Origin of the sequence: Ilumatobacter sp., assembly GCF_041688325.1 — a bacterium.
Lineage (GTDB): Bacteria > Actinomycetota > Acidimicrobiia > Acidimicrobiales > Ilumatobacteraceae > Ilumatobacter_A.
Window position 1 is genome coordinate 1 of sequence record NZ_JBDNIJ010000353.1, and the last position, 16,128, is coordinate 16,128.

Annotated in this window: 16 protein-coding genes; 3 read left to right on the plus strand and 13 right to left on the minus strand. The window is 62.4% G+C overall.

Annotated features, from left to right (window positions below; all coding sequences use genetic code 11):
• The coding region (locus ACH2EI_RS18215; protein WP_395161071.1) for a peroxidase family protein at positions 1-843 on the plus strand (843 nt) is incomplete at its 5' end.
• A gap of 25 nt (positions 844-868) precedes the next feature.
• Here the strand turns inward: ACH2EI_RS18215 and ACH2EI_RS18220 are convergent.
• From ACH2EI_RS18220 to ACH2EI_RS18255, 8 genes are all read right to left on the minus strand, one after another.
• Complete coding sequence (locus tag ACH2EI_RS18220) at positions 869-1,462, minus strand: hypothetical protein (protein WP_395154465.1); 594 nt, start codon at positions 1,460-1,462, stop codon at positions 869-871.
• Between the two features lie 45 nt (positions 1,463-1,507).
• Positions 1,508-2,710 (minus strand): isochorismate synthase MenF, encoded by a 1,203-nt coding sequence (locus ACH2EI_RS18225; protein WP_395154464.1) that lies wholly within the window; start codon positions 2,708-2,710, stop codon positions 1,508-1,510.
• An 11-nt stretch (positions 2,711-2,721) separates the two neighbouring features.
• The gene (locus ACH2EI_RS18230; RefSeq protein ID WP_395154463.1) at positions 2,722-3,429 is read right to left on the minus strand and encodes a ubiquinone/menaquinone biosynthesis methyltransferase; all 708 of its coding nucleotides are present in this window, start codon (positions 3,427-3,429) and stop codon (positions 2,722-2,724) included.
• A gap of 21 nt (positions 3,430-3,450) precedes the next feature.
• Positions 3,451-4,017 (minus strand): hypothetical protein, encoded by a 567-nt coding sequence (locus ACH2EI_RS18235; protein ID WP_395154462.1) that lies wholly within the window; start codon positions 4,015-4,017, stop codon positions 3,451-3,453.
• Complete coding sequence (locus ACH2EI_RS18240; protein ID WP_395154461.1) at positions 4,018-5,268, minus strand: hypothetical protein; 1,251 nt, start codon at positions 5,266-5,268, stop codon at positions 4,018-4,020.
• Positions 5,269-5,278: 10 nt separating this feature from the next.
• A complete protein-coding gene (locus ACH2EI_RS18245; RefSeq protein WP_395154460.1) occupies positions 5,279-6,484 on the minus strand; it encodes an SPFH domain-containing protein in 1,206 nt (401 codons plus the stop codon).
• A 102-nt stretch (positions 6,485-6,586) separates the two neighbouring features.
• Positions 6,587-8,242 (minus strand): acyl-CoA synthetase, encoded by a 1,656-nt coding sequence (locus ACH2EI_RS18250; protein ID WP_395154459.1) that lies wholly within the window; start codon positions 8,240-8,242, stop codon positions 6,587-6,589.
• Between the two features lie 11 nt (positions 8,243-8,253).
• The gene (locus ACH2EI_RS18255; RefSeq protein WP_395154458.1) at positions 8,254-8,709 is read right to left on the minus strand and encodes a MaoC family dehydratase; all 456 of its coding nucleotides are present in this window, start codon (positions 8,707-8,709) and stop codon (positions 8,254-8,256) included.
• A 26-nt stretch (positions 8,710-8,735) separates the two neighbouring features.
• On the opposite strand from ACH2EI_RS18255, the gene era reads away from it, so the two are divergent.
• The gene (gene era / locus ACH2EI_RS18260; RefSeq protein WP_395154457.1) at positions 8,736-9,608 is read left to right on the plus strand and encodes a GTPase Era; all 873 of its coding nucleotides are present in this window, start codon (positions 8,736-8,738) and stop codon (positions 9,606-9,608) included.
• 1 nt (position 9,609) lies between these two features.
• Here era and ACH2EI_RS18265 read toward each other — a convergent pair whose 3' ends face one another.
• Both ACH2EI_RS18265 and ACH2EI_RS18270 read right to left on the minus strand, forming a co-directional pair.
• Positions 9,610-10,335, minus strand: a complete 726-nt coding sequence (locus ACH2EI_RS18265; protein ID WP_395154456.1) for a GerMN domain-containing protein — start codon at positions 10,333-10,335, stop codon at positions 9,610-9,612.
• Entirely contained in the window at positions 10,332-11,720 is a 1,389-nt protein-coding gene (locus ACH2EI_RS18270; protein WP_395154455.1) for an ATP-binding protein, read from the minus strand. Before ACH2EI_RS18270 ends, ACH2EI_RS18265 begins: the two co-directional genes overlap by 4 nt.
• Before the next feature lie 241 nt (positions 11,721-11,961).
• On the opposite strand from ACH2EI_RS18270, the gene ACH2EI_RS18275 reads away from it, so the two are divergent.
• On the plus strand, positions 11,962-12,645 hold the full coding sequence (locus tag ACH2EI_RS18275) for a response regulator (protein WP_395154454.1): 684 nt from the start codon (positions 11,962-11,964) through the stop codon (positions 12,643-12,645).
• Position 12,646: 1 nt separating this feature from the next.
• On the opposite strand, the gene ACH2EI_RS18280 is transcribed toward ACH2EI_RS18275, so the two are convergent.
• From ACH2EI_RS18280 to ACH2EI_RS18290, 3 genes are read right to left on the minus strand one after another with little or no spacing between them, the layout of a single operon-like run.
• Complete coding sequence (locus ACH2EI_RS18280) at positions 12,647-14,464, minus strand: AMP-dependent synthetase/ligase (RefSeq protein ID WP_395154453.1); 1,818 nt, start codon at positions 14,462-14,464, stop codon at positions 12,647-12,649.
• Positions 14,465-14,485: 21 nt separating this feature from the next.
• A complete protein-coding gene (locus ACH2EI_RS18285) occupies positions 14,486-15,328 on the minus strand; it encodes an alpha/beta fold hydrolase (RefSeq protein ID WP_395154452.1) in 843 nt (280 codons plus the stop codon).
• Positions 15,328-16,098: an enoyl-CoA hydratase-related protein gene (locus ACH2EI_RS18290; RefSeq protein WP_395154451.1), complete on the minus strand. Its 771-nt coding sequence runs from the start codon at positions 16,096-16,098 to the stop codon at positions 15,328-15,330. Before ACH2EI_RS18290 ends, ACH2EI_RS18285 begins: the two co-directional genes overlap by 1 nt.
• Positions 16,099-16,128 lie beyond the last annotated feature (30 nt).

Consider the following 16,128-nt stretch of genomic DNA (forward strand, 5'->3'; position numbering starts at 1 on the left):
CACCACTACCAGTGGATCATCGTGCACGAGATCCTTCCGCAGTTCGTCGGTCAGGAGATGGTCGACGACATTCTCGGCAATGGCCGCCGGGTGTACACGCCCAACATCGCTCGCATTCCGCTGGAGTTCCAGACAGCGGCGTACCGCTTTGGGCATTCGATGATTCGTCCGTCGTACCGGGCGAACTTGGCTGGTGACAATGGCGATCCGTTCTTCGCGATGGTGTTCAACCCCGATGCTTCCGGCGACGACCCGGAGGATCTCACCGGCCGTCATCGTGCGGAGCGCCGCTTCATTGGCTGGCAGACCTTCTTTGACTTCGGCGACGGTGAAGTCAAGCCGAACAAGGTCATCGACACGACGATGTCGACTCCGTTGTTCCAGTTGCCGATGTTCACCATTCCGACCGCCCGAGGCGAAGACGTCGGTCCGACGTCGTTGGCCACACGCAACCTGCTGCGCCATATCACGTGGGGGATCCCGTCGGGACAGCGCGTGGCCGACGAGATGGGTGTCGACCGGCTGAGTACCGCAGACCTGAGCGACGTCGGTCAGTTGGGCGCCAACCTCGACCGGTCGACTCCACTGTTTTTCTACGTGCTGCGTGAAGCCGATGTCGTGGCAGACGGTCGACATCTCGGCCCGGTCGGCGGGCGCATCGTCGGCGAGGTCTTCCTCGGTATTCTCGAAGAGGACTCAACGAGCTACCTCAATTCGACGGATCCGGTCGGTGGTGCCTGGCGCCCGACACTTGCGCAGCGCAGCGGCTCGGTCGGGATCGACTTCACGATGGCCGACATGCTCACGATCGCCGGTGTCGACCCCGAGTCCCGAGGCCAGTGATGTTGCTACCCCGGGCTCGAGTTGGTCAACGGTTTGGATCAGCGATGCGTGGGAGGCACGCCCACACCGCAAACAGCAAGATCGGCACGGTGACGGTGTGCGACAGCGTCATGAGTCTGATCGCTGTCGCGCCGAGGTCCCATCGATCGGTGACGACGAATTCGACATCGCCAAGAAAGAGCTGCGAGTAGCCGACCCCAGCGTCTTGGTAGCTCTGGCCAGGCAGTTTGATTGCGTTGAAACGGATCAGTGACCCGGTGAATGAGCCGAAGAGCGAGAGGCTGAGGCCGAACAGCCAGAGCCAGGGGACTGAAAACGACACCTTGTAGGCGTACCAACCGCCGCCTGCGAGGGCAACGATTCCTCCGAATGTGCTGAACAGCGAATGAGCGGCGGCGGCACCCGTTGATGGGGTGGTCTGCTGGCGGGCGCCGCTCCCCGGAGCGTGATCAAACCACGAAGGGTCGGATTTGTGGGCAAAGAACTGCCAGACGCCGGTGATCGTCAATCCAGCGAGCATGATGAACGCCAGGACACCGAGGACTCGCACGATGCGCTGCTGCTCGATCGTCAACGTCGAACGGAACGTTCCAAGAACGCGGTAGACCCGGTCGAACATGCGAGAACCGTATCGCTCCGGCGGGCGCTGGGCCCGGGCCCCGTGCTACGGCCGAACGAGGGCGCTGAGCATGGCCTGGAACTTGGCCTGGGTCTCGGCGAGTTCAGACAACGGCTCCGACTCTGCAACGATGCCGCCGCCGGCAACCAGCCTGGCAACAAGTCGGTCGTCAGACAGTTCGGCGCAGCGAATGGTCACCGCCCACGTGCCGTTGCCGGCGGCGTCGACCCAGCCGACTGCGCCGCCGTACCGGCCGCGCTCGAAGCCCTCGACTCGCTCGATGAGCTCGATTGCTTCCGACCGGGGGTGGCCACCGAGTGCCGGAGTCGGCGACAGTGCACGCACGAGTTCAATCACACTCGGCCCGGGCTGGCTCAGCATGCCCTCCATTCGGGTCCCGAGGTGCTGCACGTTGGCAACCGAGACAATGGACGGCTCTGGCTCCCAGTCGAGGTAACTGGCCCAGGGCAGCAGCGTGTCGTGGACCTCGTCGATCACGATGCGGTGTTCGATCTGGTTTTTCGTGCTGGCCTGCAGCTCGAGGGCAAGTGCCGCATCGTTGGTGGGGTCGCCGGTACGCGGCGTTGTGCCCGCGAGCGGATGCGAACGGACCACTGCGCCATCGACTTCGACGAGGAGCTCGGGTGAAGCACCGATCAAGCCGTCAATGGAGTACCGGTAGCTCGATCCGAACGACGCCTTAAGCCGACGAAGCACCGATCCGATATCGATCGGCTGGTCGGCGGTCACGGTGATCGGGCGGGCAATTACTGCCTTGGTGAGATGCCCGGCACGAACGGCATCACGCGCTGCTGCGACCGCTGCCAAATATGTGCCGATGGGCGCACTGTGGCCTATCGAGTAGTTCGTCGCAGACGGGGTCGGCTCGACTGGTGCGGAGAGCGCGTCGGTCGGGTCGGCATCGTCGAACATGGTGACCCACTGCGTGCCGTCCGCGCGCTTGCCGACAAGGACGGCGGGAACGACGAGATCGCCCTCGTCGCCTGGTCGGAAGGGCACCGAACCCAGAGCGCGCGGAGTAACACCCTCGACGGTAGTTCGGTGCTTGATGGCGGCGAGCCATGCGACTGCTTCGTCGATAGGAATACGTGCAGCGATACCCCGGCCGGCGATGCCGACTCCGTCGCGAACGAACAGGAACCCGTCGCTCCCTGCGACGTCATTGAGGTCGGGGGTTATCCCGTCTGAGCCGATCAGTTCGGCGAGCGGTCGAGTGACTGCGTGCATTACAGCCGCGGTCAGGCCCGCGTGCCGACCATCAACTGGGTGAGCCCGCCTGACAGTTGAGCATGTTCGGCGTCGGCAAACCCGGCGTCGTGGAGTGCGCTGATCATGGTGGCGGGTTCAGGGAGATAGGCAACGCTCTTCGGGAGGTAGGCGTAGGCCGGCCCGTCAGACAGCGCCGCGCCGATCTTGGGAACGATCTTGCCAAAGTAGATGCCGTTGCCCCAGCGGACGACGCGGTTCTTGGGAATGCTGACATCGAGGAGGGCGATTCGGCCGCCGGGCTTGACGACTCGGCCCAGTTCGTTGAAGAACGTCGGCAGGTCGAGCAGGTTGCGAAGTGCAAAGCCGCACATCACACCATCGACCGAAGCGTCAGGGACCGGAAGTCGCAGGATGTCGGTCTGGGCTCGTGGGCTACCCGACCGATCGGCAGAGAGCATCCCGAAGCTCAAATCCATCGAGACTGGCGACATACCAGCCTTGTTGAGGTCGATGCAGAGGTCGCCGGTACCGCTTGCGAGGTCGAGCACAGTGCTACCGGCTGGCAGAGCAAGATCGCGGACGGCACGCTTGCGCCAGCGGACGTCGAGGCGGAACGAGATGATGCGATTGAGCCGGTCGTACTTTGGTGCGATTGCATCGAACATGTCACGAACAGCAGCGACCTTCGCTTCGCCCTCCGGAAGCTTTTCGGTATCCCAAGAACGTGTGTTGCTCACACGCTCAGGCTAGGGCAGGGCTCAGCCCGTTGCCTTGCCCTGCTCGACGTCCGGCATGCGTGGGGCCAGTGTCCCGCTGACAGAACGGTCGAGGGCCTCGACCTCTGCTCGCGCCTCTGCGAGTGCCTGGAGTTTGACGTCAGCGTCGGAGACTGCTTGTTCGAGCAGTTGCTTCGAGTCGCTGACCGTGGTGCTCTTGATGAGCGTCGCAACGGCATCTTCCAATGCCGCGACCTGTGATTCGAACTCGGCAACGGCGCCAGCGCGGTGGCTGGTGGGCAAGCCAGCGGCGGCGACGAGTCGTTCGTCGATGGCCAAGGCCTCGCTCTCGATTTGCTTGGTTTGCTCGGCGAGGCCGAGCTCAACAAGCCGAGGGTTACCGTTCGCTGCACGTACGGCGTCGCCGAGACGACGATGCAGTTTGGCCTCCGGGGAATGTGCGCCGGCCCACGATGCGGGCGCGGGCGACTTCATGCCGGGGACCACTTCGTTCTGCTTGGCGAAATCGCGTTTGCCGCGCACCGAAAGAGCTACGCCGAACCCGACGATGCCGACAACAGCAGCCAGCAGGATCAAGGAGATGATCATCTAGCCACCACCTCCGGCCGAGACAGCAACGGCAATCAGGGCAATCACTAGGACGGTGATGATGATGGCTGTAATGATCTTGACCTTGCTGAACGGGCGGGCGCCGTGGACCTCGCCGGTGACGCCGTTGATATAGACCTGGAACGGCTTGTTCTCGTAGATCACTGTGAGCAGCCAGATCGGCAGCAGCAAGTGCTTGTAGGTCATCTTGAGCCAGTTGATGTTCAGCGAGTGAATGTCCTGCTGATCGCCACCGATGTTCTGCCGGACGGTTTGACGGATTTCGGTCTCCATCTGAGTCGTTGCCTCGGGGAGGCACTCTTCGACATCGTTGTCGTAGGTGCGCGCGAGGTGGCCTGCTGCGTACTCGGCCGAGTACGGCTTTGCATCCTCGGTCGGCCAGGGCTCGAGCTTCGCTATCCGTTTGCGTTCGAATCCCTCGTTCGCAAACACGGTGATGTCGTCGAAGCTGTTGTTCACCTGCCCGCGCGCCGGGCTCCACCGTGTACGAGTCTCGGTGCGACGGTCATCGCCTTGGCCGACGGTGACCGTGTAATTGTCGCCGCGCCGGCCGGTGTAGTTCGTGCGCGTGTCGGCGTCGTACGTGAAGTAGGCCGTGTAGACGCTGGAGAACGCGCCGGTGCGGCCGTACGTCTTGAACTCGGACGGAGCGAACCAGCGCTTGCTGATCCACTTCTCGATCAGTTCCTTGGCCTGCTTGTCATCGATGGAAAAAGGCAGCACGCCATCGACCGGGATGCGGTTGGGTGCGTCTTGCACGTCGTCGCGCTGAATCGGCGTGGCGCAGTACGGGCACTTTTCGGCAGTGAGCGTGCCGGAAAACGTGGTGTGCCCGCCGCAGTTCTGGCAGACGATCTCCTTCTCGACCCCGACGAAGTTGTCCTGATGGGCCTGCTTGCCTGATTTGATGAGCTGCAATGCAGCGCGGAGATCGTTTTCGCTGACCTGGCCCTCGACGCCTTCGACGAGTTCGTGTGTGTTCCCGCAGTGCGGACACTTCAACAGTTGCGACTCGATGTCGAAATGCAGCTCGCCGCCGCACGCCCCGCATGGGTACGTGCGGCTGTCTTCGGTGCTGTGCTTGATAGCCATTGAGGCGAGTGAGGGATCAGCCTCGACGGGTGCCGCTTCGTTGCCGGTCAGCGGTGGCGGCGGAGCAGGCAACGGTGGTGGTGGTGGATCAGGCAACGGTGGTGGCGGTGATACTGGAGGAGGAGGCTGGTTACTCATCGGGGGAGGCTCACTCTGCTGCAGCTGATGTTGGCGGCACCGGTGGCGGCGTGGCGCTCGTTGGCGGCATGGGCGGCATGGGCGGTGGAGCCGAGAACAGAGCCTGCAGATCGGGAACCGACTGGGCCGGAGCCCATGCGGCCATTCCCTGTGCCCAGACGAGGGTGGGGCCGGTGACCTGTCCGTTCTGGATACCGGCCTGCATCTGGGCCATGTTGTACGGACCACCGGACTGGCCACCGTGATCGACGTGGTACATGGTCTGGCCCGGCAGTGGCGGGGGAGCGGGTGCCGCAGCAGGAGCGGGCGTGGCGGCTGGCTGCTGATTTCCGGCCATACCCGGCATGCTCTGGGCCATCTGGCCGGCCATCATGGCGCCCATCCCCATCTGCATCATGTCGCCCATGACCGATCCGCCTTCGTTCTGGGCAGCAGCGAGCATGGAATCGGCGACTTGAGCCTGCTGGTACTTGTTCAGGTCGACGTTCTCGACGAAACCGGATGCTTCGACGCCTTTGGCCACACCGCGGGTCATCGCCTGCGTGATCTCGTCGGGCAGCGAGATGTTCATCGTCATCTCAGGGATGGAAAGACCGAACTCGTCGTCGACGCGCTCTTGCACGAACTCAGCAAGCTTGGCGGACAGCGCAACTTGCTGGCCCTGCAGGTCGATGGCGCCGAGGCCCGTCGCAAGGACCATGTCGGAGAACGCCATCGAGATGACTCGACGCAGCAGCTCGGCAATTTCGTCGGCTTCGACGGCTGAGTCGGTGCCGATGACTTCCTTCAGGAAGATTTCGACGTCAACAATCTTGACGACACACAGCCCGTTGGCTCGGATCTGCACCATTTTGAAGTCGGGGTCGCGAACCGTGACGGGCTGGGGGGTGCCCCATCGCAGGTCGGTGACCGGCCGGGTGTTGATGAAGTAGACCTCGCTGCGGAACGGGCTGTTGAAGCCGTGCTTCCACCCTTGCAGCGTCGACATGATCGGGAGGCTTTCGGTCGTGAGTTCGTAGTGGCCGGGCTCGAATTGGTCGGCCAACGCGCCGCGGTACACAAAGACGGCCTTCTGGCCCTCGCGAACAATGAGTTGTGCGCCATTCTTGATCTCGTTCTGGTAGCGCGGGAAGCGCCACGCGAGGGTGGATCGTGAGTCATCCATCCACTCGATGATGTCAACGAGTTCGCCCTTGAGTTTGCCGAGAAGACCCATGTCAGGCCGCCCTTTCGCGTGTTCGTGATGTCCGATGGAAGTTCTGTATCTAGGTTGTCACCATAGAGGTCAGCTGTGTTGTCGTGTGGCGATTTGCTCAGATCACGTGCTGACGAGTGTTCTCGCCCATCGATAGTCGGCTTTACCACTGGGTGACCGCACAACGTGGTCGACGCGGATGATTGCCTTGGGCAGTTTGTATCGCGCAATGTGGCGTTCCGCTTCGGCAAGGAGCGCAGCGTCATCGGCCTCGTGACCGTCGCGAATTCTGACAACAGCCACAACTTCGCTCCCCCATCGTTCGCTTGGGCGTCCCGCTACCACGCAGTCATAAATTGCCGGGTGGGCTTTGATTGCGGCTTCGACCTCTTCGGCGAAAATTTTCTCGCCGCCTGAGTTGATCGTGACCGCGTCGCGACCGTGGAGTTCGACGACGAGATTGTTCGGATCGTCGTCTTGGAAGCGAGCCCGGTCGCCCGGGACGGCGTAGCGCCGGCCGGCGACCGTTGGATAGGTGCGCTGCGTCTTGGCTTCGTCGCCGAGGTAACCGAGCGCCAACCGGCCGGTCTTGGCGAGCCAGCCGGTCTCGTGGTCGGTCGGGTCGAGCACCCGATCGAGGTCAGCAGACAGCAGCACATTGCCGGGCGTGAGTGCGAAGGTGCCCGTCGAGGCGGTGCCGCCGGCGGACACGTGGGAGACCTGCCCGCCGGCCTCGGACGAGCCGAGCCCGTCGACGATCATGACGGTTGGCAGATGCTGAAGGAATTCGTTCTTGAGTGAAGCCGACAGGGCAGCTCCGCCGGAGAGGATGACCGTGAGCGACGAGAGGTCGTACGCGTTGCGGCCAGTCGGAGATTCCAATTCATCGAGCAGTGGTCGTGCAAAGGCATCTCCGACGATCAACAAGAAGTTGAGGCGCTCGTGCTCGATCAGTGACCACACGTCGATTGGATCGAGCCGTTCCGGAACTGACTGCACGAAGACGGTGCCGCCACCAAGCCATGTACGGAAACTCATCCAATGTCCGGCGCCGTGCATGAACGGGGGAGCAAGGAGCGCCTGCAGACCGGTGGTGGCCTCGGCGACGAACTCGTCGATGGTGTGGGCCGTGTGGGAACCGCCGAAACATTCGACCATGGCGTCGCCGTTGCGCCACATCACGCCCTTCGGCATCCCGGTCGTGCCGCCCGTGTACAGCATGTACAGGTCGTCAGCGCTCCAGTCGACGGCGGGCCGTTCGGGCGAGGCCGCGGCGAGTGTTTCTTCGTACCAGACAGCCCCCGGGAGGAGGTCGTTTCCGGACTCGTCGTTGACCTGCAGGATGACGCGGAGGTGAGGCAAGAGCGGCAGCACTTCGGCCAGCGTCGGTGCGAACTGTGAGTGCACCACGATGGCGGTGGCCTGTGCGTCTGCGAGGAGGTACTGCAGTTCTTCGGCAACGTACCGGTAGTTCACGTTGAGCGAGCAGACGCGAGCCTTCAGCGCACCGAGCATTGATTCCAGGTACTCGTTGCCGTTGTGGAGGTAGATCGCGAGATGGTCTTGCCCACTGACGTGGTTGGCCAGTTCGGATCGCTCGGTATGGCAGCCAAGGCCACGGTCGAGGAGCGCGTTGGCGAGCCGCCTCGTGCGGTCGGTGACTTGTTGCCAAGTGAACCGCCGGTCGCGGAAAACGAGGCAGTACTCATCGGGCCGCGACGCAGCTATTGCTTCATGGACCGCAGCGAGCGGTATGTCGATGGGGATGGACTCGATCATCGTCTGGCGACTCAGACGTAGTAGCGGAAGATCACTTCCGCCACGCACGATGGTTTGACAGCGCCTTCGCATTCGAAAACGAATTCCTGGGTGACTTGAGCGCCGCCGGGGATGTCGTCGACGGATACGAGTGTGATGCCGAGGCGAACGTTGGATCCCACGGGTACGGGGCTGGGGAAGCGGATCTTGCCAGCGCCGTAGTTGACGCCCATCGCAACGCCGGAGACACCGAACACCTTCGGTGAAAGCATTGGGCCGAGCGACAGGGTGAGGTAGCCGTGTGCGATCGGGCCGCCGAATGGGCCAGCCGTAGCGCGCTCAACATCGATGTGGATCCACTGGTGATCGCCGGTTGCTTCGGCGAACTGCTGGACTTGTTCCTGGGTGATTTCGGTGTACGGGGACCATCCGAGGTGCTCGCCGACGAGCGTCTTCATCTCGTCGATACCGTTGATCATGCGCGTCATGGAAATGAGCCTGGCACACTAACGAAGTGACCGAAGAACCGACTGATGCCAGTGAGAGTTACACGTCAGGATTCGTGACCTTCGTTGGTCGCCCGAACGTCGGGAAGTCATCGCTGGTGAATGCGATCTGTGGGCGCAAGATCAGCATCGTTTCCGACAAGCCGCAGACGACGCGGCATCGCATTATGGGTGTGCTCACCCGCCCGACGAGCCAGTTGATCTTTGTCGACACGCCAGGCCTGCACAAGCCAGTCACCGCACTCGGCGAGCGAGTCAACGCGACGGCGATTGAAAGCACCAAAGATGTCGACATGACCTGCCTCGTGCTCGACGCCACGATGCCGTTTGGTAAGGGTGACCGTTGGGTTTCGGACCGCATCGACGTGTCCAAGGCAATCGTCATCGTCAACAAGACCGACGTGGCCAAGCCGCAACAGGTGCTTGGCATGCTCCAGGCGGCCAGCTCGCTTGGTGCCAAGGAGTACTTCCCCATGTCGGCCAAGAACGGCGAGGGCATCGGGCCACTCGTCGACTATCTCGCCGCCTCAATGCCTGAGGGGCCCCAGTACTTCCCCAACGACGAAGTATCTGACCTTCCTGAAGAGAAGTGGGTTGCCGAACTCGTTCGCGAGCAGTTGCTTGCCGTCACCCGTGACGAGTTGCCGTACTCGATCGCCACCGAAGTCGCCGAATGGGAATGGCCCCGTATCCGGGTCAACATCATCGTCGAGCGTGACAGTCAAAAGGGCATGGTGATCGGCAAGGGCGGGTTGATCCTCAAGCGTGCGGGCGAGCTCGCACGCAAGCAGCTTCCCGAGGGCGTGTACCTCGAACTCCGCGTCAAGGTCGACAAAGACTGGCAACGCAAGCCGGAACGCGTTCAGCGCCTCGGCTACTGACCTACTCAGGGACAGTTGTCCCGGTGGTCGGTTCGACTGAACTCTGATCGGGTGGTTCGACAGACGAGCGTGGTGTGCCCGGATCGAGCGAAGCGAAGTCGTCGATCGCGGCGAACTCTCGGTCGCCGCCGTCAGCTGGCACGGGGAACGGTTCGCCATCGAGGGTGAAAGCAACTTGGCCGATCGCTGTGCTGTTCTGGAGGAACGTCCACACAATTTGAGCGATTGCTTGCCGCTGGTTCCGGGCGAGGATCAGGTCGTAGACATCGGCGTCGAGATCGATCGTGATGACGCCACCTTCGACTGTCGGCTGGCCGACGATCAGGCCGCGCCGCACAAACGAGCTGAAGCCGCTGCCGGGTGGTGGGCCTTGCTCCAGTGCAACCACGAGCTGATTGAGATCGCGACGTGCGACGAGTTCGGTCTCGACGACAGTGAGCAGCCCCCGTGAAATGAAGTACAGGTCGACTATCTCGGCTGGTGCCTGCGTGGTGGTTGTGGTTGATTCGACGGTTGATTCTGGGATGTCGGGAAGCGATGTGGTGGTTGTAGTGGTCGTGGTTGTCGACGTTGTTGTCGTCGAATCGTTCAGGCCACCTGGGATCTCGTCGCCGTCAATCGGCTGGAATGTTGAGTCACCTGTCGGAACAGAACAGGCAACAGCGATGACGGCGAGCAGCTGTACGAGTACTGCTGCGAGGATGCGTCGTTTGTTCGAATGCGTCACGCGTTCACCTCGGACGGCAGTTCGACAATGAAGCGTGCTCCACCGCCTTGACGATCTTCGACCCAGGCAGCGCCACCCATGGCGGCACAGTGTTCAGCGACCAACGCCAGGCCGAGGCCCGTGCCGATTCGATGGCGAGCAGAACTGCCGCGAGCAAACCGCTCGAAGATGTGTTCTCGCTCGCCGCGTGCGACACCGGGCCCCCCGTCCTCGACGGTGATCCGCATTCGACTTCCGGCCACTGGTGCCAGCTGGATAGAGAGCGCGCCGCCGCCGTGGTGTTGCGCGTTTTCCACCAAGTTGCTGAGAATGCGTTCGTAGCGGACCTTGTCGATTGAGACCTCGGTGCGGGTTCTATTGGCAACCTCGATTGGCACGTCAGTGGCGCCATAGCGGGCGGCGATACGGCGAGTCAGGTCGACGATGTCGAGCCGCTCGAGGTTCAAGTCAGTCGCTCCAGCGTCGAGACGGGACAGCTCGAGTAGGTCGATCACCATGCTGTCGAACCGGCGCACCTGACTGACAACGACGTCGAGTGCCTGACGTGTGCGCTCGGGGACTTCCTCACGGCGAGCATCGAGCACCTCGACAGCGGCGGTGAGCGCCGTGATGGGGGAGCGCAGCTCGTGGGAAACATCGGATGCGAAACGAGCCTCGCGCTCGATACGAGTTTGAACGGCGTCGGCCATGTCGTTGAACGAGCCAGCCAGGCGGTCGAGATCGGGGTCGGATTCCTCGTCGAGACGAGTGTCGAGCCCGCCTGACGCAATTTCTTCGGCAGCGTCGGCAACGCGGCTCAGCGGACGGAGCAGGCGACGGCTGGTCGAAAAGCCGAACAGGGTCGCCAGTACGAGCGTGCCAATGCCGCCAAGGGCAAGGGCTGTAAAGATTGCGCGAAGCGTCCGCTCGGTGTCGCCGAGCGGAAATGCCTCGTAGTAGCCGACATCGAATGCACCGATGTAGACGCCGACAACCACATAATTTTGGCCATCGATGCCGACGTACGCTGTGCCGTTCCCACCTTGTTCAACGGCGCGGACGATGACTTCTGGGTAGTCGTCGACCTTCCGCTGCGTATCGGTTCCAGCTCGTGGACGTGTCGGGTCGAGCGAACCGAGGTTGGCAAAGCCGTTGTCGTCGATCCTGAATCGGAGTTCCGTGTCGACGAACACGTTGATGGTCTGAGGATTCTCTTCGAGCTGCTGGAGGAGCAGGTCGGCATGGATGATGGTCTGGTCTCGGGCGGCGGTGTTTTCGCGGGCGAGCAGCGTGCTTCGGGCGAACCCGTACGTCACGCCGATGAGGACTGACCCGGCGAACAGGGCAATGAGCGCGAAGAAAAGTGTGACGCGAGTGCGAAGGCGGAGAGAGCGTTGCCAAGCCACAGATCAGAGTGTTGCAGGTGAGCAAGGCGGGGGAGACACGTCAGCGGAAGGTTTTCGCGCTGCCGGTGAGACGCCAGGGGGAGGAAGGCGTCTCACCTGGGCAGCGTGAACAAAAACCAATATGGTCCTCCCGTGTGACGGATCAATTCGCGACCTGTGCGATTTCTGTAACAAAGCAATCGATAGCGAAAAAAATCGCAGAAAAGTGATGCCTACCTGAGGTGTTGTACCCTGCAACTTGATGGAGTCACTGCTGTTCATCGAAGACGACGATGCGATCCGGCTTGCGTTGTCGCTTGCTCTCGAAGACGAGGGCTACTCGGTGCGCCAAGCAGCGAATGGCAATGAGGGCCTTGTTGCGTTCGATGCACACTCTGCGGATCTGATCCTGCTCGATCTCCGGCTTCCCGACATGTCGGGCTTCGAGGTCTGCCGTGCCTTGCGCGTGAAGAGCATCGTGCCGATCATCATCATCACCGCCCAGACCGACACAGTTGACATGGTCGCCGGGCTCGAAGCGGGTGCTGACGACTACGTCACCAAACCGGTCGTCCCGAAAGAGCTGGCGGCGCGCATTCGTGCGCTGCTCCGTCGAGTGCACCTGCAGGACGCGACAGCGACGCCCGCTTCCAGCGTGTTCGGCGACATCGAGTTGCGCCGCGAACAAGGAATCGTGCTCAAAGATGGCCGAGAACTCAGTCTCACCAAGACCGAGTTCCGCCTGCTCGTCGAGTTCGCCGACCACGCCGGCGCCGTGCTGTCACGCGATCAACTCCTCGAACGCGTGTGGGGATACGAGTACCTCGGCGACTCCCGGCTCGTCGACGCGCACGTTCGACGTCTCCGAGTGAAGGTTGAAGAACACCCCGACCATCCCAAGCTGATCGTCACAGCTCGAGGCGTCGGCTACCGCCTGATCAACTGATCTACTTTTTGTAGAGGGCTTCGATTTCGTCGGCGAAGGTGCTGAGGATGCCGCGACGCTTGAGCTTCGAGGTCGGTGTCAGCAGGTCGGTGTCGGGGAGCCATTCGGCGCCGAGCACCTTGACCTTCTTGACGGCTTCGGCGTTGTTGAAGTCGGCCATGGCCACGATGAGGCCGGCCTCGACCTCGGCGATGACATCAGCGTTCTGAGCCATCGCGGCCATCGTGGCGGCGTCGCCTTCGAGACCATGCTCGCGAGCCCACGCCGCCGCTGCGTCGGGGTCGAGGACGACGAGTGCCGTCACGAACGGCTTCTGCTCACCGACAGCGCACGCCTGGCCGACCAGTGGGATCATCTTGAGCGCTGCTTCGAGGTTGGCTGGGCTGATGTTCTTGCCGCCGGCAGTGATGATCAGTTCCTTCTTGCGGTCAACGATCTTGAGGTAGCCCTCGTCATCGATCACTCCGATGTCACCGGTGTGCACCCAGCCCTCATCGTCGATGGACTCAGCGGTCTTGTCAGGCAGCCCGAGGTAGCCCTCGAACATGTTGCCGCCACGAGCGAGGACCTCGCCGTCCTCGGCGATTTTCATCTCGACACCGGTTGCAGGTCGGCCCACAAAGCCCGGCTTTGCAGCCGCTGACCAGGAGAGCACAGCGGTGGTCTCGGACATGCCGTAGCCCTCGCTGAGTGGGACCCCGATTGCACGGAACCAGCCGAGGATCTCGGCTGGGATCGGAGCGGCACCGGAGATACCAATTTCGACTTCGTCGAGGCCGATCAATCCACGGATGGCCTTGAAGCCGACTTCGTCGAGGAAGTTCCAGGTGGCGATCTCTTCGTCGGTGGCGGTGCCGGCGGTCATCTTTTCCATGATCGGAAGGGCCGCTGCGACACCGTCGTTGAACTGCTGCTCCTTCACGGGATCCGCAGCCATGGCAGCGTTGACACCGGCGTACATCTTCTCCCACACCCGCGGAACGCCGATGAAGATGTTCGGCTTGGTCTCCCGGACGGTTGCCGGCATCTGCGAGGTCTCGGGGCAACAGTAGACCTTGGTGGCGAAATCGATCATGTAGTAATGGCCGAGGAGGCGCTCCATGACGTGGGCGAGCGGCAGGTACGACACGTGGCGCTTGCCTGCAAAGTCGGTGATGTCGGTTTGGTCACGCATCGACTGGCCGACGGACTCGAGGGTCCAGGCCACGTTGCTGTGGCTCAACATGACGCCCTTGGGCGGGCCGGTTGTGCCGGAGGTGTAGATGATCGTGGCGGTGTCGGACAGCACGGCCGTTTCGGCCTCGACTGCCAGGTCGACCGGCTCGAAAGCGAGCATGTCGCTGTAGCGAATGATGTCGTCAGCGGCGCCTTCAGACTCGATCAGCACGGTGTGCTTGATGGTTGGGATCTTCTCGCGTACCGCATCGAAGCGAGCGAGGAAGCCGGCGTCTTCGAGGATGGCGACTGTCGCGCCGCAGTCGTTGATGAGGTACCGAATCTGGTCAGGAGCTGACGAGTTGTAGATCGACACAGGTGTGGCACCGCAGAACAGAATTGCCATGTCGAGGGCATGGAATTCCTGGCGATTGCGAATCATCATGACGACCGTGTCGCCGGCGCCGACACCGAGATCCTTGAGTGCAGCCGTGAGGCGTGCGGTGTCGTCTGCCATCTCGGCGAGCGTCTTGGACTCCCAGTCGCCTGCAGAATTCTTCCAGTTGAGTACTTCGATACTGCCGTTGCGTTCGACGTTGGTGAGGAATCGCTTCGGGAGGTTCTGTCCGACGATGCGTTCGTGCAGGTCTGCGCTGGTAGTCATTGGCCAATTATCGCATGAACCTCAGCGATCGAGAAAGTTGACCACCGCATCTGTGAACACATCGTTCTTGTCGCCGGCGATCATGTGCGCGGCTCCTTTGACATCCACGTATTCGGCGTGCGGCACCATCTCCAAGAACGCCTGGACCTCGTCTTCGGTGACCAGGTCAGAGAGCTTGCCGCGAATCAAGAGGGTCGGCATCGTGATGCGCCGGGCCATCTCCTCCAGCTCGTCGTGATGGCCGTCACGGGCATGCTCGCTGTTCAGTTGGCCGCGAGATGTGATGAAGGCTGGGTCCCAGTGCCAGTACCAGCGGCCGTCGTCGCGGTGGCGCAGATTCTTGGCCAATCCGGTCAAGTCGGTCGGCCGAGGCCGATGCGGCTGATACTCGGCAATGGCGTCGGCAGCTTCGTCAAGGCTTGCGAAGCCGTCTTCTGCCCGAGCGGACATGAAGTTGAGGATGCGGGTGACCCCGGCCTTGGCGGGCCGCGGCGTGATGTCGACGAGTGTCAGTGAGGTGTACGAATTTGGATTTCCGTCGACAGCGTGCAGGCCAGTCATCCCGCCGAGCGATGCGCCAACCCAGGCAACCGGCTCGCCGATCCACTCGACGACGTGCTGAGCGTCGGCACAGTAGGCAGCCATCGAGTAGTCGCCCTTGGCATCCCACGACGAGTCGCCGTGGCCACGGAGGTCGATGGAGATGACGCGATGGCCGTTTGCAGCAAGCTTCTCGGCGGTGCCGCCCCATGAGTGTCTCGTCTGGCCGCCACCGTGGGCGAGCAACACGGGTGTTTGGTCACCGGGCCAGTGGTCAGCGGTGAGGTGCTGGCCAGACACCGTTGAGATCTGAATGGTTTCCATCAGATGCGCTCGCCGCCCCAGATCGGCAACCGCTTCTCCTTGAATGCCTCCATGCCGATCAGCGCCTCAGGGCTGCGAAACAACTCGTCCGAGAGTCGACCCATCTCGTCGAACGCAACGTTACGGTCCAACGTTGGAACCCTTTTGAGGAGTGCTTTTGTTTCCCGAACAGCCCTCGGTGCACCGGCACGAACGCCGTCGATCAGTGACTGCACTGTTGCGTCGACGTCGTCAGTCACGTGGGTGACGAGGCCGATTGACCGGGCTTCGGCTGCATCAAACTGCTCACCGGTCAGCATCGCCGCAGCGATCTTCCCCGCAGGAACACGCTGCAGGATCGGCACGGAGATGATTGCCGCGGCCACACCGATTCTGACCTCCGTCAGCGCGAACGTGGTGGTGCTGTTGACGACCACCAGGTCGCACGATGCCATGAGGCCGATACCGCCGGCGCGCACCGCACCGTTCACGGCAGCAATCGTCGGACGCTCGGTGTCCATGAGGCGCTGGAGTGCAGTAACCATCTGATTCGGCCCGATTTCGGGGGCGTCATGAGCGGCGGCAGCACGTTCCTTCAGGTCGGCGCCTGCGCAGAATGCCGGCCCCTCGTGGCGGAGCACGATGGCTCGGGCGTCGGCCGCCTCGGCGGCGTCGATGCCTGCGTGGAGTTCGGCGAGGAGCTGGCGAGACAGTGCATTGCGATTGTGCTGGGAGTCGAGAGTGATCGTGGCGATACCGCCATCGACCACGGTTCGAACGAGTTCCGTCATGGCGCTGAACGTACTCTTCGTTCAGATGTT